Origin of the sequence: Polaromonas sp. OV174, from assembly GCF_900112285.1 — a bacterium.
GTDB lineage: Bacteria > Pseudomonadota > Gammaproteobacteria > Burkholderiales > Burkholderiaceae_C > Polaromonas.
This window is the reverse complement of the sequence record NZ_FOKZ01000007.1, coordinates 123796-145728: the sequence shown is the minus strand read 5'-3', so window position 1 is coordinate 145728 and position 21933 is coordinate 123796. Positions and strand designations below refer to the sequence as shown.

General features: G+C 60.8%; 18 protein-coding genes. 4 read left to right on the top strand and 14 right to left on the bottom strand.

All coding sequences use genetic code 11. The features are described from left to right. Positions 1-14 precede the first annotated feature (14 nt). Entirely contained in the window at positions 15-1082 is a 1068-nt protein-coding gene (locus tag BM160_RS08670) for an ABC transporter ATP-binding protein (protein ID WP_092003579.1), read from the top strand. A gap of 77 nt (positions 1083-1159) precedes the next feature. Here the strand turns inward: BM160_RS08670 and BM160_RS08665 are convergent, their stop codons facing one another. From BM160_RS08665 to BM160_RS08640, 6 genes are all read right to left on the bottom strand, one after another. Continuing rightward, a complete protein-coding gene (locus BM160_RS08665; protein WP_092003576.1) occupies positions 1160-1897 on the bottom strand; it encodes a lysophospholipid acyltransferase family protein in 738 nt (245 codons plus the stop codon). A 69-nt stretch (positions 1898-1966) separates the two neighbouring features. Next, positions 1967-3262, bottom strand: coding sequence for a dihydroorotase (locus tag BM160_RS08660; RefSeq protein ID WP_092003573.1), 1296 nt, complete (start codon positions 3260-3262; stop codon positions 1967-1969). Positions 3263-3404: 142 nt separating this feature from the next. Continuing rightward, positions 3405-4367 (bottom strand): aspartate carbamoyltransferase catalytic subunit, encoded by a 963-nt coding sequence (locus tag BM160_RS08655; RefSeq protein WP_092003569.1) that lies wholly within the window; start codon positions 4365-4367, stop codon positions 3405-3407. A 62-nt stretch (positions 4368-4429) separates the two neighbouring features. After that, positions 4430-4936: a bifunctional pyr operon transcriptional regulator/uracil phosphoribosyltransferase PyrR gene (gene pyrR / locus BM160_RS08650; RefSeq protein WP_092003567.1), complete on the bottom strand. Its 507-nt coding sequence runs from the start codon at positions 4934-4936 to the stop codon at positions 4430-4432. Next, the gene (gene ruvX, locus BM160_RS08645; protein ID WP_092003564.1) at positions 4929-5351 is read right to left on the bottom strand and encodes a Holliday junction resolvase RuvX; all 423 of its coding nucleotides are present in this window, start codon (positions 5349-5351) and stop codon (positions 4929-4931) included. The genes pyrR and ruvX overlap by 8 nt, the downstream gene beginning before the upstream one ends. Beyond that, on the bottom strand, positions 5348-5935 hold the full coding sequence (locus BM160_RS08640) for a YqgE/AlgH family protein (RefSeq protein ID WP_092003561.1): 588 nt from the start codon (positions 5933-5935) through the stop codon (positions 5348-5350). The genes ruvX and BM160_RS08640 overlap by 4 nt, the downstream gene beginning before the upstream one ends. Positions 5936-6021: 86 nt before the next feature. On the opposite strand from BM160_RS08640, the gene BM160_RS08635 reads away from it, so the two are divergent. Next, the gene (locus BM160_RS08635; RefSeq protein WP_092003558.1) at positions 6022-7503 is read left to right on the top strand and encodes a cryptochrome/photolyase family protein; all 1482 of its coding nucleotides are present in this window, start codon (positions 6022-6024) and stop codon (positions 7501-7503) included. Positions 7504-7558: 55 nt separating this feature from the next. Here the strand turns inward: BM160_RS08635 and BM160_RS08630 are convergent, their stop codons facing one another. From BM160_RS08630 to BM160_RS08605, 6 genes are all read right to left on the bottom strand, one after another. Continuing rightward, positions 7559-13624 carry a hybrid sensor histidine kinase/response regulator gene (locus tag BM160_RS08630; RefSeq protein WP_092003555.1) on the bottom strand — a complete coding sequence of 2022 codons (6066 nt, stop codon included), beginning with the start codon at positions 13622-13624 and terminating at the stop codon, positions 7559-7561. Positions 13625-13680: 56 nt separating this feature from the next. Continuing rightward, the gene (locus BM160_RS08625; RefSeq protein ID WP_092003552.1) at positions 13681-15975 is read right to left on the bottom strand and encodes a methyl-accepting chemotaxis protein; all 2295 of its coding nucleotides are present in this window, start codon (positions 15973-15975) and stop codon (positions 13681-13683) included. Between the two features lie 36 nt (positions 15976-16011). Beyond that, positions 16012-16542, bottom strand: coding sequence for a chemotaxis protein CheW (locus BM160_RS08620; protein ID WP_092003549.1), 531 nt, complete (start codon positions 16540-16542; stop codon positions 16012-16014). Positions 16543-16563: 21 nt separating this feature from the next. Continuing rightward, positions 16564-16929, bottom strand: coding sequence for a response regulator transcription factor (locus BM160_RS08615; protein ID WP_092003546.1), 366 nt, complete (start codon positions 16927-16929; stop codon positions 16564-16566). Beyond that, positions 16929-17327, bottom strand: coding sequence for a response regulator (locus BM160_RS08610; RefSeq protein WP_092003538.1), 399 nt, complete (start codon positions 17325-17327; stop codon positions 16929-16931). The genes BM160_RS08615 and BM160_RS08610 overlap by 1 nt, the downstream gene beginning before the upstream one ends. 78 nt (positions 17328-17405) lie before the next feature. After that, positions 17406-17579 carry a rubredoxin gene (locus BM160_RS08605; protein ID WP_092003536.1) on the bottom strand — a complete coding sequence of 58 codons (174 nt, stop codon included), beginning with the start codon at positions 17577-17579 and terminating at the stop codon, positions 17406-17408. An 82-nt stretch (positions 17580-17661) separates the two neighbouring features. Here BM160_RS08605 and BM160_RS08600 point away from each other — a divergent pair, with 82 nt between their 5' ends. Next, entirely contained in the window at positions 17662-18633 is a 972-nt protein-coding gene (locus BM160_RS08600) for a bifunctional hydroxymethylpyrimidine kinase/phosphomethylpyrimidine kinase (protein WP_092003533.1), read from the top strand. After that, complete coding sequence (gene hemL, locus BM160_RS08595; protein ID WP_092003530.1) at positions 18614-19948, top strand: glutamate-1-semialdehyde 2,1-aminomutase; 1335 nt, start codon at positions 18614-18616, stop codon at positions 19946-19948. The genes BM160_RS08600 and hemL overlap by 20 nt, the downstream gene beginning before the upstream one ends. A gap of 13 nt (positions 19949-19961) precedes the next feature. Here the strand turns inward: hemL and BM160_RS08590 are convergent, their stop codons facing one another. Both BM160_RS08590 and purH read right to left on the bottom strand, forming a co-directional pair. Next, positions 19962-20279 (bottom strand): c-type cytochrome, encoded by a 318-nt coding sequence (locus BM160_RS08590; protein ID WP_092003527.1) that lies wholly within the window; start codon positions 20277-20279, stop codon positions 19962-19964. Between the two features lie 49 nt (positions 20280-20328). Further along, the gene (gene purH, locus BM160_RS08585; RefSeq protein ID WP_092003525.1) at positions 20329-21900 is read right to left on the bottom strand and encodes a bifunctional phosphoribosylaminoimidazolecarboxamide formyltransferase/IMP cyclohydrolase; all 1572 of its coding nucleotides are present in this window, start codon (positions 21898-21900) and stop codon (positions 20329-20331) included. Positions 21901-21933 lie beyond the last annotated feature (33 nt).

The following is a 21933-nucleotide window of genomic DNA, read 5'->3' as shown; positions in this document are numbered from 1 at the left end:
TCTACAATCCATCCATGTTTTTGGATGTCTCCCAGCTGGGTGTTCACTATGCGGGCCGCCCACAGCCTGCCGTTGACGGCGCGTCTTTCAGCCTGCAGGCGGGCGAGATCGGGGTGCTGATAGGCCCCTCGGGCTGCGGCAAGACCACCTTGCTGCGCGCCGTTGCCGGGCTGGAGCGGGCGCAGGCCGGCACCATCAGGCTGGCCCAGCAAATCGTCAGCAGCCCGCAGGTGCAAGTGCCGGCGGAGTCGCGCCGCATCGGCATGGTGTTCCAGGATTACGCGCTGTTTCCGCATCTGGATGCGGCGCACAACGTGGCTTTCGGCCTCACCCACCTGAGCCGCCACCAGCGTGAGCAACGCGTCAGCGAGGTGTTGGAGCTGGTCGGCCTGGGCAATGTCCACAAGCGCTTTCCGCACGAACTCTCCGGCGGACAGCAGCAGCGTGTCGCGCTGGCTCGGGCGCTGGCGCCACAGCCGCGCCTGCTGCTGCTTGACGAGCCTTTTTCCAATCTTGACGTGGATTTGCGTGAGCGGCTGGCGCACGAGGTGCGCGGCATTCTCAAGGCGGCCGGCGCCACCGCCCTGTTTGTGACCCACGACCAGCTCGAAGCCTTTGCCATTGGCGACCGCATTGGCGTGATGAATGAGGGGCGCTTGCACCAGTGGGACGACGCCTACGCGCTGTATCACCGGCCGGAAACCCGCTTTGTCGCCGACTTCATTGGCCATGGCGTGTTTGTGCCGGCCACGCTGCGCCACCAGGACGGCGGCGTGGTGGCTTGCACGCCGCTCGGCGACCTGAGTGATCTGGACGAATGCCCGCTACCCTCCAGCTACCCCGGCGGGGAATGCGACGTCTTGCTGCGCGCCGATGACATCGTGCATGACGACGCGGCGCCGGTGCAGGCGCAAATCATGCGCAAGGCCTTTCGCGGCTCCGAGTTTCTCTACACCCTGCGCCTGGCCAGCGGCCAGAGCATGTTGGCGCATGTGCCCAGCCACCACAACCATGCCGTTGGCGAGTGGATAGGCATACGGGCACAGGTCGACCATGTCGTGACCTTCGCCCGCGAAGCCTGACAAATTTATATAAAAAAGGCCTGAAGCGCCCGTCCAATAAGCGCAAGCAGCTATTTATTCAATAGCAAGCTCAGGCTTTAGCTGTTGCGCAAACCGTCCACCGTGTCGCGCAGCTGCTGGCTCCAGGCACGACGGTCGCGCCCCTGGGCATGCTCTGGCTCGCCGAAACACACCAGCGCCACAATCGGCGGCGCGCACAAGGTGCGCCAGATCGAACCGAGCAGGGTTTCGTCGCCAACATAGCTGGGCGCGTAGCTGGTTTCACCACTGGCCTGGTCCATGAAACGCAGGCCCACCGGCTGCACGGGCGCATCGGCAGACACCGCCGCCTGCAGCAAGTTGGCATGAAAAGGCAGCATGGTGCGGCCATCGCCCGTGGTGCCCTCGGGGAACACCGCCAGTACCTGGTCGGTGCGCAACGCCTCCGCCATCTGGTGCACCATGCGCAAGGCATCGCGCCGGGAGCTGCGCTCTATGTAAAACGTACCCGCCGCCTCAGCCAGCTGATTGACCAGCGGCCAGCCTTTGATATCGGATTTGGAGACAAAGCGGCAGTGGCGCGCGGCATGCATGACCGGAATATCCAGCCAGGAGATGTGATTGGCCACCAGCAGCACCGGCCCGGTGACGGGTGGCTGGCCGCGCACTTGCAGCGTGATGCCGACATGGCCCAGCATCTGCAGCGCCCAGGCCTGCACGCGGGCATGTTGCTGGGCTGGCGACAGACGCGGAAAGCGCAGCGCCACCACCCCCAGGCCGGCCAGGATATGGCCCAGCAGCCGCAGCAAGCGCCAGCAGGCGCGCAGACGACTCATGCCAGGCCCTTCATACGGCGGCGCACCAGCAGCGAACGACTCATGCCGACCATAGCGACAGGCACGGCGTCAGGCACGCTCGAACGCCACTTGACCACCCACCAGGGTGTAGCGCACGCAGCCCGACAACTCGTAGCCGGAAAACGGCGTGTGCTTACCCTGGCTGCGCAGCGCGGCCGGCTCCACCGTCCAGGCGCGATTCGGATCGAACACGCAGATATCGGCGACCCCGCCCTTGACCAGGCGGCCGGCGCTGGCCTGCAGGGTGCCCAGCGCATTGCCCAGCACGCGGGCCGGCTCGCTCGTCAGCACGGCGAGCGCGCGCTGCAGGCCCACCGCGTCATCCTGACCCCATTTGCAGGCCATGCTCAGCAGCAGCTCCAGGCCGGTGGCGCCGGGCTCGGCTTCGGCAAACGGCAGGGTTTTGGCATCTTCATCGACCGGCGTGTGGTCTGATACCAGCGCATCAATGGTGCCGTCCGCCAGGCCCTGGCGAATGGCGTCGCGATCGCGCTGCTGGCGCAGCGGCGGGTCCAGCCGCATGCGGCTGTCGAAATAGCCGATGTCCACATCGGTCAGGTGCAGGCTGTTGATGCTGACGTCGCAGCTCACGTCCAGGCCCTCGGCCTTGGCCTTGGCCACCAGCGCCACCCCGGCGGCGCTGCTGAGGCGGCACAGGTGAACGCGCGCGCCGGTGGCACGCACCAGCTCAAAAATCGTGTGCAGCGCAATGGTCTCCGCCGCCACCGGCACGCCGCCCAGGCCCAGCCGCGTGGCCAGCGCGCCGCTGGCCGCCACGCCCCGGCCCAAATGCATCTCCTGCGGCCGCAGCCAGACGGTGTAGCCGAAAGTGGCCGCATACTGCAGCGCACGCATCAGCACCTGGGTGTTGGCCATGGGCACTTCGGCCTGGCTGAAAGCCACGCAGCCGGCCTCGGTCAGCTCGACCATCTCGGTCAGCGCCTCGCCCTTGAGCGCGCGCGTCAGGGCGCCCAGCGGAAAGACGCGCGACTGGTGCATTTTTTCGGCGCGAAACTTGAGCATCTCCACCAGGCCGGGTTCATCCAGCACCGGGTCGGTATCGGGCGGGCAGACCAGGCTGGTGACGCCGCCGGCCACCGCGGCGGCCAGCTCGCTTTCCAACATGCCCTCATGCTCGTAGCCAGGCTCGCGCAGCCGCGCCGCCAGATCGATCAGGCCGGGCGCGACGATGCAGCCGCTGGCATCAATCACCTTGTTGGGCACGAAATCGGCCAGCGTGCCGTGGATGGCCACGATGCGGCCGGCCGCAATCGCCACGTCACCGATTTGATCGAATCCGGTGGCAGGATCAATCACCCGGCCGTTCTTGATAAGAATTTTCATTTGATTTGTCCGGAAAAAAGCTGCCGCGCAGCAGACCAAATGGAAAGCGTGGGAGCCAGTCCCGCCGACAGGCCGCCCTTAGGCGGGACAGCCCCCTCGGGGGGCAGCGCAGCACACGAAGTGGCAAGCGTGGGGGCAACGTTCACGCTTCATTCCCGGCAACTATGCTCATGACGGCCATGCGTACGGCAATGCCGAAGGTGACCTGCGGCAAGATGACACTCTGCGCGCCATCGACCACCGCCGAATCAATCTCGACGCCGCGGTTGATGGGGCCGGGGTGCATGACGATGGCATCGGGCTTGGCCAGCTGCAGCTTTTCGGGGGTCAGGCCAAAGCTCTTGAAAAACTCCTGGCTGCTGGGCAGCAGCGCGCCGCTCATGCGCTCGTTTTGCAGCCTCAACATGATGATCACGTCGGCATCCTTGATGCCTTCTTCCAGCGTGTTGCAGACCCGCACGCCCATCTGCGCCATGTCTGAGGGCACCAGCGTCTTGGGGCCGACCACCCGGACTTCGGGGCAACCCAGGGTGGTCAGGGCATGGATGTCGGAGCGCGCCACCCGCGAGTGCAGCACATCGCCGACGATGGCCACCGTCAGGTTGCTGAAATCTTTTTTGTAGTGCCGGATCGTGTACATGTCCAGCAGGCCCTGCGTTGGGTGGGCATGGCGTCCGTCGCCGGCATTGATCACGTGCACATGCGGCGCCACATGCTGGGCGATCAGGTAGGGTGCGCCGGACTCGCTGTGGCGCACCACGAAGAGGTCGGCGGCCATGGCACTCAGGTTGGCGATGGTGTCCAGCAGCGACTCGCCCTTGGAGGCCGAGGAACGCGCGATGTCCAGATTGATAACGTCGGCCGACAAACGGGTGGCGGCAATCTCAAAGGTGGTGCGGGTGCGCGTGGAATTTTCAAAAAACAGGTTGAAAACACTTTTGCCGCGCAGCAGCGGGACTTTTTTAACCTCGCGGCTGCTGACCGAGACAAAGTTGGCGGCGGTATCGAGAATTTGCGTCAGGGTCGCCTTGGGCAAGCCTTCGGTCGACAGCAAATGAATCAGCTCGCCGTTTTTATTGAGTTGTGGATTTCGTCGATACAACACCTTGGGCTCTCCTCTTGCGCTTGTCGCGCTTACGCTCTTATGCTGTTAATGGCCGCTTGGGCCTATCGATCCTGCAGCTGGAAGCTGAAGCGGCCGTCTTCGGCGCGCGCCAGTTCCAGCGTCTGGGCGGCCGGCAAGGCCACCCGCGCCACGGCCAGGTCGGGCTGGACCGGCAACTCGCGTCCGCCCCGGTCCACCAGCACCACCAGCTTGACGCTGGCGGGCCTGCCATAGTCAAACAGCTCGTTGAGTACCGCCCGTATCGTGCGCCCGGTGTAGAGCACATCGTCGAGCACCACCAGGTGAGCGCCATTGACGTCAAAGGGCAGCAAGGTTGGCCCGCTGGAGGCCAGGCCACGCTGGGAAAAATCGTCGCGGTGCATGGAGGAAGACAGCACGCCGATGTCGCCCGCCAGGCCCAGGTCTTTTTGCAGGCGCTCAGCCAGCCAGGCACCACCGGAGGCAACGCCCACCAGCAGCGGCGGCTGGGCGTAAGAGGCCAGTTGCAGCCGCATGCCGCGCAGCAGATCGCTGTACAGGGCCTCGGCGTCCAGAACCAGACTACTCATTGGGAAGACTCCTTAGAAACTGCTCAAGAATGATGCAGGCCGACGCCGCATCGGCATCCTTGGCGCCGCCGGCCAGGGCTTCGGTGGTGCTGTAGCGCTCGTCAACCTCGAACACCTGCAAACCAAAACGGCCGCGCAGCTGGCGGGCGAACTTTTGCGCCCTCAGGGTATTTTCATGGCTCGCGCCATCGGGGTGAAAGGGCACGCCGACCACCAGCGCATCGGGTTGCCACTCCTTGATGCGGGCGGCAATCAGCGGGAAACGGGCCGCCCCTTCCGCGACAATGGTGGCCTGCGGCGTGGCGCTGCGGGTCAGCTTATTGCCGCTGGCCACACCCGTGCGTTTGAGACCGAAATCGAAAGCCAGAAAGGTTTGCAGACCCGCGTGCAAGGGAGGCATGGCCGCCAGGCTCATGCGTGACCCGCCACCGGCGACAGCATCCAGCTCTGCAGGCCCAACAGCATGAGGGCCTTGTCGTAGCGTTGCTCCACCGGCGTGTCAAAAATCACCGCCAGGTCGGCCGGCACGGTGAGCCAGCTGTTGTCCAGCAGCTCGGACTCCAGCTGACCTTCGCCCCAGGCGGAGTAGCCTAGCGAGACAAACACCTTGCGCGGCCCGGCGCCGGTGGACAAGGCTTCCAGCACGTCCTTGGAGGTGGTCATTTCCAGGCCACCAGGAATCGACATGGTGGAGGCGTAGACCGATTCGTGACCCGGCATCATGGACTCATGCAGCACAAAACCGCGCTCGGTTTGTACCGGTCCGCCCTGGAAAACCGGGTTGTCAGTGAGATCGTCGCGCCGCAGCGGCAACTCGACCTTGTCAAACAGGCCCTTGACATTGATGTCGCTGGGCTTGTTGATGACCAGGCCCAGGGCACCACGATCGCTGTGCTCGCACATATACACCACGCTTTTGGCAAAGGCTTCGTCCTCCAGCCCCGGCATGGCGATGAGAAAGTGGTGCGTCAAGTTGATCGGTGCGGAGTCCATGGCCATCCCTCGATTTTACGCGCACTGGCCGGCCTGGCCCGGCGCCGCAACGCTCCTCAGGCAGGGCCGGGACTTTTCACTAACATGCGGCAATGCAAAAGATTTACCAGACCGGTCTGATGTGGTTCAGGCGCGATTTACGGGCCGACGACAATGCCGCGCTCTACCACGCCCTGAAATCCTGTCGCCAGGTATTTTGCGTGTTCGTCTTTGACCGCAACATTCTGGACGCCTTGCCCCGCTATGACCGCCGCGTCGAGTTCATCCGGGAATCACTGCTTGAGCTCGACCAGCAATTGCAGCGGCTAGGCCTAGAAAACGGCGGCACGCAAGCCGGCCTGCTGTGGCGGCACGGCAAGGCCGATCAGACCCTGCCAGCGCTTGCCGCCAGACTGGCGGCCGATGCTGTGTTTTGCAACCATGATGACGAACCCGCTTCACTGGCACGTGACGCCGCAGTGCAAGCCCTGCTGGAGCGGCAAAAGGTGGCTTTTCACAGCTTCAAGGATCACCTCATTTTTGAACGCACCGAGCTGCTGACCCAGGCCGGCAAACCCTATAGCGTGTTCACGCCCTACAAAACCGCCTGGTTGAAGAAGCTCCAGCCCCACGATCTCAAACCCTATGCGCTGGAACGTTATGCCACGGCACTGGCGGCAAGGCCTATTAATGAGCGGCAAGCCCTGCCCACGCTGGCTGCTCTGGGTTTTGAAAAAACCAATCTATCGGCCCTGAAGATTCCCACCGGTAGCCAGGGCGGTGCCGCTCTGTTGGCCGACTTCCTTGGGCGCATGTCGCACTACCACGTGAGTCGCGACTTCCCGGCCGTCAAAGGCCCCAGTTATCTAGGCATGCACCTGCGCTTTGGCACGCTGTCGATCAGAAAGCTGGTGGCCTGCGCACTGGCGCAACAGCAATTGGGCGACGAGGGAGCTGCCTGCTGGCTGAGCGAGTTGATCTGGCGGGATTTTTACGCCCAGATCCTAAGTCATTTTCCCCATGCTGCCCGCAGCGCATTCAAGCCAAACTATGACGCCATTGCCTGGGAAAGCGGCGATAAAGCTCAGGCACTGTTCCAGGCCTGGTGCGAGGGCCGGACCGGCTACCCGTTGGTCGATGCCGCCATGGCACAAATCCGGCAGACCGGCTATATGCACAACCGCCTGCGCATGGTGAGCGCCAGCTTTTTGGTGAAAGACCTGGGGCTGGATTGGCGCTGGGGGGAGCGCTTTTTTGCCACTCACCTCAATGATTTTGAGTTGGCATCCAACAATGGCGGCTGGCAGTGGGCAGCCAGCACCGGTTGCGATGCCCAGCCCTATTTCCGCATCTTCAACCCCGTCAGCCAGAGCGAAAAATTTGATGCACAAGGCAAATTCATTCGCAAATACCTGCCGGTGCTGGAGAAGCTGCCGACTTCGGTTTTGCACAGCCCCTGGCTGGCCTCACCGCTGGAGCTCATGGCCGCAGGCGTGGAGCTGGGAAAAAACTACCCCCGGCCCATCGTGCAGCACGATGAGGCGCGTGCGCTGACACTGCAACGCTACGCCGTGGTGAAACCGTCGCAGCCCTGATTAGCTATTAGTTCAATAGCTGACCGCGCTCATCCCGTCTGGGCTAGAAGCCAATTCAAGCCAGAACCGCGGCTTCGGTATAGTGCCGCACCAGACTCAGCAACGCGTCTTCGGAGTAAGGCTTGCCCAGGTAGTGGTCAACACCCAGTTCCTTGGCGTGTTCACGGTGCTTCTCGGCAATCCGCGACGTGATCATGATGATGGGCAAACCCTTCAGACGTGTATCGGCGCGGATGTTTCGCGCCAGATCGAAGCCGTCCATGCGCGGCATTTCAATGTCTGACAACACCACCGCTGGCAACTCTTCCTGCAAGCGTTCCAGCGCCTGCAGGCCGTCGGCCGCCATGGCCACACGATAGCCTTCACGCTGCAACAGGCGCTGCGTCACGCGCCGTACCGTGATGGAATCGTCAACTACCAGAATCAGCGGTATTTGCGGTGCCGCCGGCATCAACGCCGGCACGGCACCGGCAGCGCCGGCTTCCAGCATATGCGGCTCGGCCCGGTCCGCGCTCCAGCCGCGCGCCCGTTCACCATAAACAGCAGCCAGGGCCACCGGGTTATAGATCAGCACCACCGTACCCGATGCCAGCACAGACATGCCAGCCAAACCCGGCAGACGGGACAACTGGGGGCCGAGGTTTTTCACCACCACCTCGCGCGTGCCCAGCACCTCATCGACGTGCAGGGCAATGCGCTGGGCCGCACTGCGGAAAATCACTACCGGCGTGGTTTTGGCCTGCACTTCGCTGCTATGGTGCGAAGACTGCAACAGCGCTCCCGACCAGAAGAAGGGCACGGCCTCACCGGCCACCTCAAGCGTGCCACTGTTGTAAGCCTGCTGCAGCTCCTTGCTGGAGACGCGCCTGACGGTTTCCACCACGTTGGCGGGAACACCGATAGACAGACTGGCGGCGCGCATCATCACCACCTGCGTCACAGCGGTGGTCAGTGGCAACACCAGTTTGAAGCACGAACCCTTGCCCGACTGGGTGGTGGTTTCAATCCTGCCACCCAAGGCATTGACCTCATTGCGCACCACGTCCATGCCAATGCCACGCCCGGCGAGCTCGGTCACTTGCGCGGCGGTTGAAAAGCCGGGCATGAAGATCAGGTTGGCTGCGGCTTGGTCATCCAGCAACTGATCAGCCGTCACCAAGCCCAAGCTGAGAGCTTTTTCGCGGATGCGCTGCAGGTCCAAACCGGCGCCATCATCGCTAAATTCCACCGCCACGTCATTGCCTTCCTGGCGCAAATGAACGGTGATCAGGCCAACCGGGTCTTTGCCGGCGGCGCTACGGACTTGCGTGCTTTCTATGCCGTGAGCCACACAATTACGCAGCAAATGCTCAAACGCGGGCGTCATGCGGTCCAGCATGCCGCGATCCATCTCCATGGTGCCACCCAGCAAATCGAGCCGTACCTGTTTACCGGTGTCCTTGGAGGCCTGTCGCACCACGCGATACAGCCGATCAGAGATACCTTCAAACTCGACCATGCGCGTACGCAGCAGATCGCGCTGCAATTCACGGGTCTGGCGGGCCTGGGCAATCAGGTCGTCTTCAGTCGCCTCAACCGTGCGCTGCAAGGTACGCTGCACGGTGGCCACGTCGTTCACCGACTCGGCCATCATGCGGGTCAGCTCCTGTACCCGGGTGAAGCGGTCAAACTCCAGCGGATCGAAACCGGCCTGAGCCTCCTTGGCTTGGGCCAGGCGCGATTGCATCTGGGTTTCGGCCTGCAGCTCAATATCGCGCAACTGTTGCCGCAAACGGTTCAAGTTGCCGCTCATGTCGTTCAGGGAGCCGCGCAACTGGCCGAGCTCTGCTTCCAGACGGGAGCGGGTGATCATGACCTCACCGGCCTGATTCACCATGCGGTCGAGCAACTGGGAGCGCACACGTATCGAGGCCGTCGCAGTTTGCCGCAAGGGTTGCAGGGCCAGCGACTGCGGCGCAGGAATCTCCACTGCGCGGGCACTATTGCCGGGGCCAGGCGTCTCAAGTGGCACGGCTTGCTCGGAGATGGGCTGGGCCGGCTCGTCCATGGTGAACGGTGCGACTTCAATCAGATCATCAGGCGCGGCAGCGACCGCAGCATCAACATGACGCAAGCGCTCAAACGCTGTTTGCATGCCGTCAAAACGCATCAGCAGCGGCTCGAACTCCTGGCCTGTCGCGGCATCAGAGCCGAGATACTCGATCTCCGACTCAATCCGGTGCGCCATTTCACCAAGCCGCAAAGCGCCAGCCAAACGGGCACTGCCCTTGAGCGTGTGCAGCACGCGTAACACTTCAAGGCGTGCGCTCTGGTTGTCGGGCCGCGCCGACCATTGCCGCAATGCGCCGCCCAATTGGGGCATCAGTTCCGCGCACTCTTCTTCAAAAATAGGGAAGAGATCGGGATCAATCGCATCGATGGCGTCAATGCCGTCTTCGTCTTCTTCATGAAAGTCCGGGGCAGCAGATCCCGCAGCAAACGATGTCAGTCGCGCAGGCGGTGCCACGACAGCATGCATCGGAACAGGTCGCAAAGCATCAATTGGCTCGCTGGCCAGCGGGCGTTCTGCCTGCAGCTCTTCAGACTCGGCCAACGCAGCCGCTTCAGACGGCGCGAAAAAGTCAAAGTCATCGGCCTCAATCGGCAGCGACAAAATCGAGTCGGCAAATTCAAGCTGATCCAAGCGCTCCAGCACGCTGGCATTGGGCAGCTTTAGGAAGCCCGCAGCGAACTGGTGCAGCAAGCGACGAATATCTTCCGCCGCATCAACAAACACCTGACCGTAAGTGGCTGCACCATGGCTGTGATGGTCCCGCGATTTCTGCAAGGCATGCTCGAGCGCACGCGCCATTTCAGACAAGGCCTCAAAACCAACCGTGGCGGAACTACCGGCCAGGGAATGTGCCAGCGCCACCGTGGAAGCACTCACAGGCTGGTGCTGCTCAAGCACCCACTCCCCCACTTCAGTCACCAATCGGCGCGACCATTCATCGGCCTCGTTCAGATAAACGTTGTAAAGAGGAATACCTATGCGCAAGTCACCAATAATCTTGATCTTTTCGTCCTCGTTGTCGTCGACCGAGGGAAAAATCTCGGGAACCTCAACCAGTACGGCCTCAACCAGATCGGTGACAGCGTCTTCAGGCTGAGGAACAGGTTCCGGTTCCGGTTCCGGTTCCGGTTCCGGTTCCGGTTCCGGCTCAGGCTCAGGCTCAGGCTCAGGCTCAGGCTCCGTGATAGCTTGCGTTGCGCTCGCAATGACAAGCTCGCTGGGAGTGGGGCTAGCCTCCTCAAACTCAAAATACTGGTCAAAATCGGCCACCGACAGCGCCACGGGTTCAATAGATTCCGCGTCAATGGGTAGCTCAGCAGCCACGCTTTCAACCGACGAGTCAAGCTGCACGGAAGATGAATCAGTGCCGTCAGCAGAAAGCGCAAACAGACTGTCAAGATCTATACCTTCAAGATCCGGAGCCGGTGTGACTGCCTGTTCTTGCGGCGTCACTACTTGAACCGCCGCAACAGGTTCAGGCTGAATGTCGAACTCGAAATCGGGCTCGATCAGAAATTCTGGCAATTCGGACGTGACCGACGCAGACTCGTCAGTGACAGGAGTCAAAACGCTCGGATCGCCAGCAATTCCAGGCAAGGCCAGCGCGCTATAGCGGACTTCGATGCGCATGGCCTCCGCACTGCTCTGAAAGGGTGCTGCCAACCATGATCCATCCTGATTCGCGGCGATAGCGTCAACCCAGCGCCCGAAACCGGTCACAGCCTCTGACGACAAGGCCAAAAACTCAGGGCTGGCGATTTTTTGGTCGGCCAGCCAGCTATTGACCAATTGCTCGAAGGACCAAGCGGCCTCGCCGAACTCGTTGAGTCCGACCATGCGGGAGCTGCCTTTGAGCGTGTGAAAAGCACGCCGCAGCACCGTCATTTCAGCGACATCATCCGGATTGGTGGTCAGTGCGGCCAACGCTTCCCGTGCATGAGCAACAACTTCACCGGCCTCCTCAAGAAAAATACCCTGCAAGTCATCTTCTTCGAAATCCACCGGGACTGACAGGGCGGCCGAAGTGACGGGCACTTGCGCCGCGGTCGATGCCAAGCTTGTCAATGCCTGGGCTGTGGCGTCCATGTCATTCGCCGAAACGGCCAGCGCAGCATCACGTACGCTTTGTGCCAGCGCGGGCTGATCAGCAAGCGCCGCGCGCGTTGCCAGCGCATCAAGTCTGTCGCCAAGAGGTTCATCAGGGTGGCTGACAGCAGCATCCTGCACCACGGCCATCAGTTGTTGCGACAACAAATCATTGTTCACCGTCACCGCCGAGGCTGCGCTTGCGGTGTTGTGCGTGCGGCCCATCAGGGGTTTTAGCTCGCCTTTTTCTTCGTCATAGACAAACAGTTTTTTCGCCAGCGCCGGCTGGTAGTTGAGCATGTCGATGAGGAAACTCAAAGCGCCCAGGTTGTTGCCAAGATGCTCAAAGGTGCCGGCGCTTCGCGCCAACTGTGGGTCAACGTCGGTGACAAGCATTTGTTCCACGCTGGCCTTCATGCGCAAAACAGCCTGGGAGGCCTGATCTAGCCCCAGCACCGACAACACACCACGCATCTGGGAGAGTTGCCCCGGCACCGCCTGCAAAGTCGTCTTGCCCTGTGGATTGCGAAAGAAGGCATCGAGCGATTTCTCTAGCTCGCCCAGAGAAATGCGCAACTCCCCCACCACGCTGCCCATGGTCTGCTTGTCGCTGACCCGGCGGTACAACTCTTCCATCCAGCCTTCCAGTGGCTGGGGTTCTCCGCCCGCTCTGACCCCCTCCAGACGCTCAGCCAAGTTGGCCATGCGCACCGTCAGTTGCGGATCGTTAGGATCCAGATCATCAAACACGGCTTCCAAATAAAGCACCGATGTCGCCACCTCCATCGCCAATTGAATGTCTGGGGCCTGAGCGCTGCGGACGGTGGTATCAATCGCCCGCATCAAGGCCTGGGCCAGCGGTTCGCTGGGCGCATGCAATTTGAGCAGGGAGTCGGACACCAGACTGAATTGATCAGTCAACGATTTGAACTTGCTGGCATCCCCGGCACACAGCGAAGACCAGATCTCCTTGGCTGCGGTGATGCGCTTGCGCGCCTGCGCCAGCAGAGCCGGATCAAAACGACCAAACTGCACCAGTTCGTAATCTACCGGCTTGAACCTCGTGAGCCCATAAGCTGCACGAACTGCTGACAACACAGGCGTATCGCTGGCACGAGCAGAAATGGCCTGAGAACAAAAAAAGAGCAGATCCTGCACCAGGCGCTCGGAGATCGAACTGTCGTCCTTGGCGAGCGAAGCGTATTGCAGCAAGATGCGGGAAGCGGCACGCCTCACATACAGGTCGGCTCCCAGTAGGTCATTCGCGATGGCCTCAAAATAAGCAGCTGCAATCTTCCAGAAAATTCTGGGCTGTCTATCGGTTTGCTGCATCGACAGCCCAAGGCTCAAATCCATGAGGCTGCTGGCCGCCTGCGGCGCCTTGCCCTTCATGAGTTGCAATATCGACTGATCCAGCACAGCCCGGGCATCCATGTCGTAATGACGAGCCGGCACCGTAATAGGCAGTTCCGGCTCCACCCAGCGCAACTCAAGCGGCCATAAGTCGGCCGGGTGAATCCGGTCGGCTCGCACCAGCTGCTGCACCTCACGGTACTGAGGGAACAGCGAGACCGCAGAGACGGGCTTATCCGCCAGCACACTTTGCAGGTATTCGGTCAATGCAAAACTGGCACGCTCGATTTTGGCAGCCGCATCCTGGTTGCATTGCTCGGGTTGCTGTACAAACTTTTGCACCGCCGCTTCCATTGCCCGGAGCACCAAAGCAGGTCCTGTCAGCCCCACCATTTCCAGAGCACCAACCGCCTGATGCAGTTGCTGACGAGCCAGTCGCAGCTGACCAGCGTCAAGCGCCGCCAGATCCGAGCCGCGGGCCGCCTCGGCGTCCCGGACAAAACGTTTAAGGGCCTTCGTCGCGCCGTCCAGCGACTTGCGAAGCTCGTCCAGCACCCAGGCCAGTGGCCCCAAGTCATTCACGACAAAGTCGAGTTCGGTGGCTGTTGAATTCGGGACCTTGGATTGCATAGATAACAGACCGGTTCAAAAATCGGAATTTGCAAACAGCGCACAACGGATGGACATCACGCAATCTTGAATCGTGACACCGACTGACGCAGCTCTTCTGCCATACGAGAGAGTTCACGCACCTGCTGCGCCGTGGAACGGGTACCTTCACCGGTCTGTTCGGTCACCGCAAAAATGTGCTGGATATTTCCAGCCACCACGTTGGCCGATGCGGCTTCCCTGGACGCCGAGTTGGAAATCTGCTCAATCAAATCCGCCAGACGACGTGACACCTGGTCAATTTCTGACAGTGCCGTACCAGCGTTATCCGACAGTTTTGCACCTTCAACCACACCCTGGGTGGAGCGCTCCATAGCAGCCACGGCATCCTGGGTATCAGTCTGAATGGCTTTGACCAGTGCAGAAATCTGGCGCGTCGCATCGGCGGAACGTTCAGCCAGTCGCTGCACCTCCTCGGCCACAACGGAGAAGCCTCGCCCGGCTTCACCGGCTGACGCTGCTTGAATGGCGGCGTTCAGCGCCAGCACGTTGGTTTGTTCGGTAATGTCGGAAATCAGCTCGGTAATTTCACCAATCTCTTGTGATGATTCACCGAGTCGTTTAATCCGCTTGGACGTTTCCTGGATCTGGTCACGGATGGAGTTCATACCGCCGATGGCGTTCTGCACCGCCTGCAAGCCGGATTCGGCAGCCGTCAGCGACTGGCGCGCCACTTGAGATGACTCTTGCGCCTGGGTTGACACTTCGTTGATTCGGGATGCCATGTCGAGCACCGACTGACCGGTTTCACGAATTTCGCGCAGCTGCTCGGTAGAAGCTGCCAGCAGTTCTGTCGATGTACTTTCCACCTGCGCCGTCGTCTGTGCAACGCGGGTCGCCGTGTTCTGTACGTTACCCACCAGCTGTCGCAACTCTTCAACCGTGTAGTTCACCGAGTCGGCGATAGCGCCAGTAATGTCTTCGGTCACAGTGGCTTCCTGCGTCAGATCACCCTCCGCCACGGTCTGCAATTCATTCATCAAACGCAAAATCGCGGCCTGATTGGCATCGTTGACGCGCTTGGCATCCTGCTCCTGACTTTTTGCGTCTTGCCGTTGACTCTCGGCAACAGCCTGGCGCTGCTGACTGTCCTTCACCTGCAAACGAGCCAGCCCTGCCGCACAAAGCAAGGCCACAGCGGCAGCAGCCACCAAGGTGGCCAGTGCGGCAGCTCCCAAGCCGGTCTCGGACGACAGTTTGCCCTGCAGACTCTCGAGGTCACGGCGCAAAGGCTCGCTGTCAGCAATGATCGATGCCTGGGCTTCACGGGCCGAGACCAGTCCCTGCAAGTTACCCAAAATGGCACCGGCCTGCACCCGTGTCTGCTCATAGAGCGCCATCAAGGCATCCAGCCGCTCACGCGTTTGCGGGTCCTTGGCGCCGGTCAAACGCAGCTCAGGGCTGCCCTCCTGCAGACCTTGGGCAATTTCCTTGAATGAATTCAAATCCTTGCCCAGCAAGAACACTGCCTCGGGACTCACGCCCTCCATGGTCAGGAATTCATTGGCTGATTTACCAATCCGCTGGGTCAACATCACCAGTTGACCAGAGGCTGAAATTTCTGCTGGCGCCGCATTTTGCTGCAACTTGAGCGAGGACACGGTTTCGGCAATTTCCAGCAAATCCGAAGACTGACGGTTAATGGTGCGCAAAGCATTGCCCACTTGGGTCAAGATATTTTGCTGACCCAGCACAATTTTTGCGTTTTTCTCGGCCCGCTCCATAAGAGGAGTGACCTTTTCCACATCGGGCTGCAAGTCACTTTTCACCGGAGCCAAACGCAGACTGTCTTCACCAGATTTCAAGCCACGCACGGTTCTGGCCAGCACGTCAGAGCTTTCGCGCACATCGGGAAAAGCCTGAGCACTACCCACCAGCGCCTGCGACACCGATTTCGCCAGCCGCTGCGACTGCATCAATGACTGCCCGGTTGCAGCCACCTGCTGAGCCACACGATTTGCCTGGCTCAACGCCAAAAATGTCACCACACCGAGCACCGCCACCGCCACCGCCAACGTGCCTACCAAAATCTTCTGGTGTTGACTGATGGTACGGCGGCCAAGCAAGGGAAGACTCAGCAGATCAGCGGCTTCAACCGGAGCATCCTCTTCGGCCATTGCCATGCGATTGGACACAAAGGACTCCTCGGGGCTAGCCATGGAAGCCGGAGGGGCATCATCAAACGAAGCTTCATTCGCAACCGTGACAGCCAGAGGATCGGCCGGCATGCTCAAGGAGGCCATATCCATGCTGTCTTCAGGCTGGGTAGACTTTGGTTTGAATAGTTTCTGGATGTTTTCAATAACAGACATGAGAAGCCTTCCGGGAGAAACAGGGAACAAGGCGCGTTACGCCCCTATGGTCAAAAAATGAGCTTGCTGGGCAAGTAGCTGAAGGTTGATTTCCTGCCAGGTTGTGCCGCCGAGATCAACGTACTGGTTTCCAAAAAAATCCGGCGCATCGGGCGCCTTTTCAGAAAAATCGATGAAGGCATCCTGCTTGCGCAAGCCGGCCAGCTTGTCCACCAGCAAGACGCAATTCACTTCCAATGCGCTATTGAGTGAAACCAGCCTCGAATCCGTGCGTGCGAGCTCATTTTTCAGTAGCGGTGGCTGACCGCTCACATAGCTGGCCAAGTCCACAACCCCGAACAGGCCGCCGCGCAAATTGGCAACGCCGGCAAACCAGGCTTGGGTATAAGGAACCGACTGCATGCTGACCCAGGGGAAAATTTCACCGGATTGACTCAGTGGGAACAAGTATTTCTTGCCCCCGGCCTCCACCGCCAACCAGGAAGCCGAAACACCTTGGGTTCGGGCAATTTGTAACCGGTCGGCCAGCCGGGTTTGTAGCTCTCTGAGGGCCTGTCTGTTCGCCATGCTTGGGGCTTAGGCCGTGACTCAGCCGAGGGCTTTGATTTTGGCCATCAGCTCATCGGCCACCACCGGCTTGGTGATGTAGTCACGCGCGCCTTGGCGCATACCCCAGACCCGGTCGGTTTCCTGGTTTTTGCTGGTACACATCATGATGGGGATGTCGGAGTAAAGCGGGTCACGCGCAATGGCTCGGGTCAACTGGAAGCCGTTTTGTCCCGGCATGACTACGTCCATCAAAATCAACTCCGGCTTGTCTTCAGCCAGACGACGAAAAGCGTCTTCCGCGTTTTCTGCCGTCTTGACCATAAAACCATTTTTAACCAATAGATCGGTCAAAAACATCAATTCGGTTTTAGAGTCGTCAACGATCAATATTTTTTTGATTGCCATCACAATACGCCTTCTTTAACACTGCCCAAGTCCTGCACGGTTTGCAGCAACTGATCTTTTGTAAAGGGTTTGGTCAGGTAGTCTTGCGAACCCACCATGCGACCGCGCGCCTTATCGAAGACGCCGTCCTTGGAGGACAGCATCACAATGGGAACATCCGAAAACCTCGCATTACGCTTGATGATGGCGCAGGTTTGATAACCATCCAGACGCGGCATCAGGATGTCGCAAAAAATAAGGTTGGGCTCATAGTCGTTCACCTTGGACAAGGCATCAAAGCCGTCCTCGGCCAACAACACTTCATGCCCACCCTGCTTCAAGAATATCTCGGCGCTACGCCTGATGGTGTTGCTGTCATCGATAACTAACACCTTCAGTCCGGAACTAGGAATGCTCACTGCCTCTACTCCTCTTTTTGCGGGCTCCGAAGTGATCGGTACGCCGGATTGCCATTATTCAAACCAGCGCTTGCAGATTTACATCGCGACCATTTCAAAGTCCTCTTTACGCGCCCCGCATTCAGGGCAAGTCCAGTTCATGGGCACTTGAGCCCACGGCGTCCCGGCGGCAATACCATGCTCAGGCGAACCTGTAGCTTCGTCGTATATCCACCCACAAATCAAACACATCCAAGTCATTGAGTCAGTCACAGCTTAAGTTGCCTTCAAATAGAATGCAACAATTGTATCCAGCCCGTGTTGCTTATTCGCTCACAGGGCAAAATCTAGGCCTATGGCAAACCCCACTTCCCCTTTGCTAGACAGCCAACAAACACAAGCCGAGGACAGCGACATGTCGCCGACGTGCGTCATGAGCTTCAATGCCAATGATCCGAGCGGCGCTGCCGGCCTGACCGCCGACATAGCCGCCATCTCATCTGCCGGGGCTCATCCACTGGCCGTCGTGACCGGCGCCTATGTGCGCGACACCGCCGAAATTTTCGATCACTTTGCTTTTGACGAAGAGGCCGTCGCGGAGCAAGCGCGATCCGCGCTGGAAGACATGCCAGTCTCTGCCATCAAGGTGGGCTTTGTCGGCAGCCCGGAGAACATCAGCACGATTGCCGAGATCGCCTCGGACTATTCTGAAATTCCGTTGGTCGCCTACATGCCCAGCCTGTCCTGGTGGGAGGAAAGCGAAATTGACAACTACCTAGACGCCTTTCGCGAATTGCTGCTGCCGCAGACCACGGTGCTGATAGGCAACCACAGCAGCCTGTGGCGCTGGCTGCTGCCCGATTGGCCGGCCGAGCGCAGCCCCTCGGCCCGCGATATTGCCAAGGCGGCCTCCGATCTGGGCGTGCCTTACACACTGGTCACCGGCATTCCCTTGCCCGACCAGTTCATAGACAACGTCCTGGCCACGCCACAAGCCATTCTTTACAGCGAGAAGTTCGAGCGCTTCGAGGCCGTGTTTGCCGGCGCCGGCGAAACCCTCTCGGCAGCCCTCTGCGCCTTGCTGGCCAACGGCCATGACCTGCAGGCGGCCACCGCCGAAGCCTTGACCTATCTGGATCACAGCCTGGATGCCGGCTTTCACCCCGGCATGGGTCACATCGTGCCGGATCGCCTGTTCTGGGCGCAAAGCGATGACGACGCCGAGGCTTCTGAGGCCGACGCCGAAGCAGACGATGCAGCCGCTGACTCACCCCTGACTTCCAAGCCTCCTTTTGACCTGCCCCCCAATGGAACACTCAAGCATTAACTCCCTGACCTCCCCATCCCGCAACACCGCCCTGTTTGAGCGCGCCAAAAAGCTGATCCCTGGTGGCGTCAATTCCCCAGTCCGAGCCTTCAAGGCCGTCGGCGGAACGCCGCGCTTTATACAGCGCGCCCAAGGTGCCTACTTCTGGGACGCCGACGGCAAGCGCTATATCGACTACATCGGCTCCTGGGGACCCATGATTCTGGGCCACGGCCATCCAGCGGTGGTCGAAGCCGTACAGGCCGCCGTGCTCGAAGGCTTTTCCTATGGCGCGCCGACTGAACGCGAAGTGGAGTTGGCCGAGGAAATCGTCAAGCTGGTGCCCTCCCTGGAGATGGTGCGACTGGTCAGCTCGGGCACCGAGGCGACCATGAGCGTAATCCGGCTGGCGCGTGGCGCCACCAGGCGCAGCAAGATCATCAAGTTCGAAGGCTGCTATCACGGCCACTCCGATGCGCTGCTGGTCAAGGCCGGCTCGGGCCTGGCGACTTTCGGCAGTCCCACCAGCGCCGGCGTGCCGCCCGAGGTGGTGCAACACACGCTGGTGCTCGAATACAACCATATCGTCCAGCTCGAAGAAGCTTTTTCACTGCACGGCAAAGACATCGCCTGCCTGATGATCGAGCCGATTGCCGGCAACATGAATTTCGTGCGCGCCAGCGTTCCCTTCATCAAGCGCTGCCGCGAACTTTGCACCGAATACGGCGCACTGCTGGTGTTTGACGAAGTCATGACCGGTTTTCGCGTGGCGCTGGGCGGCGCGCAAAGCGTCTACGCCAAGAGCATTCCCGGTTTCAAGCCCGACATGACGGCGCTGGGCAAGGTGATAGGTGGTGGCATGCCGATGGCGGCCTTTGGCGGCAGCCGCGCTGTGATGGAGCACCTGGCGCCTATAGGCTCGGTCTACCAGGCCGGCACGCTGTCTGGCAATCCGGTCGCTACCGCCTGTGGCCTGGCAACGCTGCGCGAAATCCAGAAACCTGGTTTTTACGATGCACTGGGCGCCCGTACGCGCAGCCTGGTTGAGGGCTTGACGCAAGCCGCCACCAAGGCCGGCGTGCCATTTTGCAGCGACAGCGAAGGCGGCATGTTCGGCTTTTTCCTGCTGTCTCAATTGCCGCAAAACTATCCACAGGTCATGAAGACGGACAGCCCGGCCTTCAACCGCTTCTATCACGCCATGCTGGACAGCGGCGTGTATTACGCCCCGGCGCTTTATGAGGCGGGCTTTGTCAGCGCGGCGCACACGGCCGACGACATAGAAACCACGATTGCTGCGGCGCGCGACTTCTTCAGTTCACTCGCTTCGAAATAAGAGCGTCAGCCGGTTACGGGAGCGGCGGCTGGGACAGCACCCAGTCTGCCAGCACCTGCGCATCGGCCGGCGTCACCAGCGCTTGCCGGGGCATGATGACGCGGCCCCAGGTGCCAACACTGCCTGCTTGAATTTTTCCCGCCAGACGTAGCGGCGCCTCGGGGTCGCCGCGGTAACGCGCCGCGATCTGGGCGAAGCCCGGTCCGACTTGCTTGCGGACCATGCCGTGGCAGGACAGGCAGCCGTTTTTTCGGGCCAAATCCTGCGCCTGCAGCGATGGCGGCTGGGCCACAGCCGTCAGACTGCAGACCAGCAGCAGGGCCGCTGCCATGCAGCGCAGCCCTGCCAAGCCCCGGGAGCTTGAGCCCAAGGACACCAACTCAGTGACGGAAGTGGCGCACGCCACTCAGCACCATGACCACGCCACGCTCGTCGGCGGCATCAATCACTTCCTGATCACGCATGGAGCCGCCCGGCTGAATCACGCAAGTCGCACCCGCATCGACCACGACATCCAGGCCATCACGGAAGGGGAAGAAGGCATCGCTGGCCACCGCCGTGCCTTGCAGCGACAGTCCGGCGTGCTGCGCCTTAATGCTGGCGATGCGCGCCGAATCCAGCCGGCTCATCTGACCAGCACCGACACCCATGGTCATGCCGTTGGCGCAGAACACGATGGCGTTGGACTTGACGTATTTGGCGACCTTCCAGGCAAACAGCAAATCCTGCAACTGCGCTGGCGTGGGCTGCAGCTTGCTGACCACCTTCAGATCGGCCAGGGCCAGCTCATGGTTGTCGGCGGTCTGCATCAAGAGACCGGAGCCGACGCGCTTGACGTCCATCAGGTTGCGGCCCTGCTTCCAGGCGGTGTCGCCGCCAGGCGGCAGATCGATTTGCAGGATGCGCACATTCACCTTGCTCTTAAACACTTCCAGCGCCTCGGGTGTGAAGGCGGGCGCCATCAGCACTTCCACGAACTGCTTCGAAATTTGTAGCGCAGCGCGCTCATCCAGCGGGCAGTTCAGGGCAATAATGCCGCCAAATGCAGAGGTTGGGTCGGTCTGAAAGGCCTTGCTGTAAGCCTCCAGCGCATCCGCGCCGACGGCCACGCCGCAGGGGTTGGCATGCTTGACGATGACGCAGGCCGATTCCGTGAAGCTCTTGACGCATTCCCATGCGGCGTCGGCATCGGCGATGTTGTTGTAGGACAGCTCTTTGCCCTGCAGCTGCTTGGCGGTGACCAGCGAGCCAGGCGCCGGGTAAAGGTCACGGTATAGCGCGGCCTGCTGGTGCGAATTTTCGCCGTAGCGCAGGTCTTGCAGCTTGATGAAGCGGCCATTGGACTGGCCGGCAAACAGGCTGTGCGAGCCGTCCGGCTGGATGCTGGAGAGGTAGTCGCTGATGGCGCCGTCATACTGGCTGATGCGGTTGAAGGCGGCCACCGACAGGGCGAACTTGGTCTTGTCCGTCAACTTGCCGCCGGCCTTGAGTTCGGCCAGCACGCCGGCGTATTGCGAGGCGTCGGTGAGTACGCCGACGTCTTTCCAGTTCTTGGCCGCCGAACGCACCATGGCCGGACCACCGATGTCTATGTTCTCGATCGCGTCTTCCAGCGTGCAGCCGGGCTTGGCCACCGTGGCTTCAAAGGGGTAGAGATTGACCACCAGCAGGTCTATGGTGTCTATGCCGTGCGTCTGCAGCGCCGCCATGTGCTCAGGGAAATCGCGCCGCGCCAGCAGGCCGCCGTGGATCTTGGGATGCAGCGTCTTGACGCGGCCGTCTAGCATTTCGGGAAAGCCCGTGTGATCGGCCACTTCAGTGACGGGCAGGCCGGCATCGGCCAGCAGTTTGGCGGTGCCGCCGGTGGACAGCAGCTTGATGCCCAGCCCATGCAGGGCCTGGGCGAATTCGAGGATGCCGGTCTTGTCGGAAACGGAAATCAGAGCGTTCATGGTTTTCTTCTGTGCAAGTCATCAGGGCCGGTC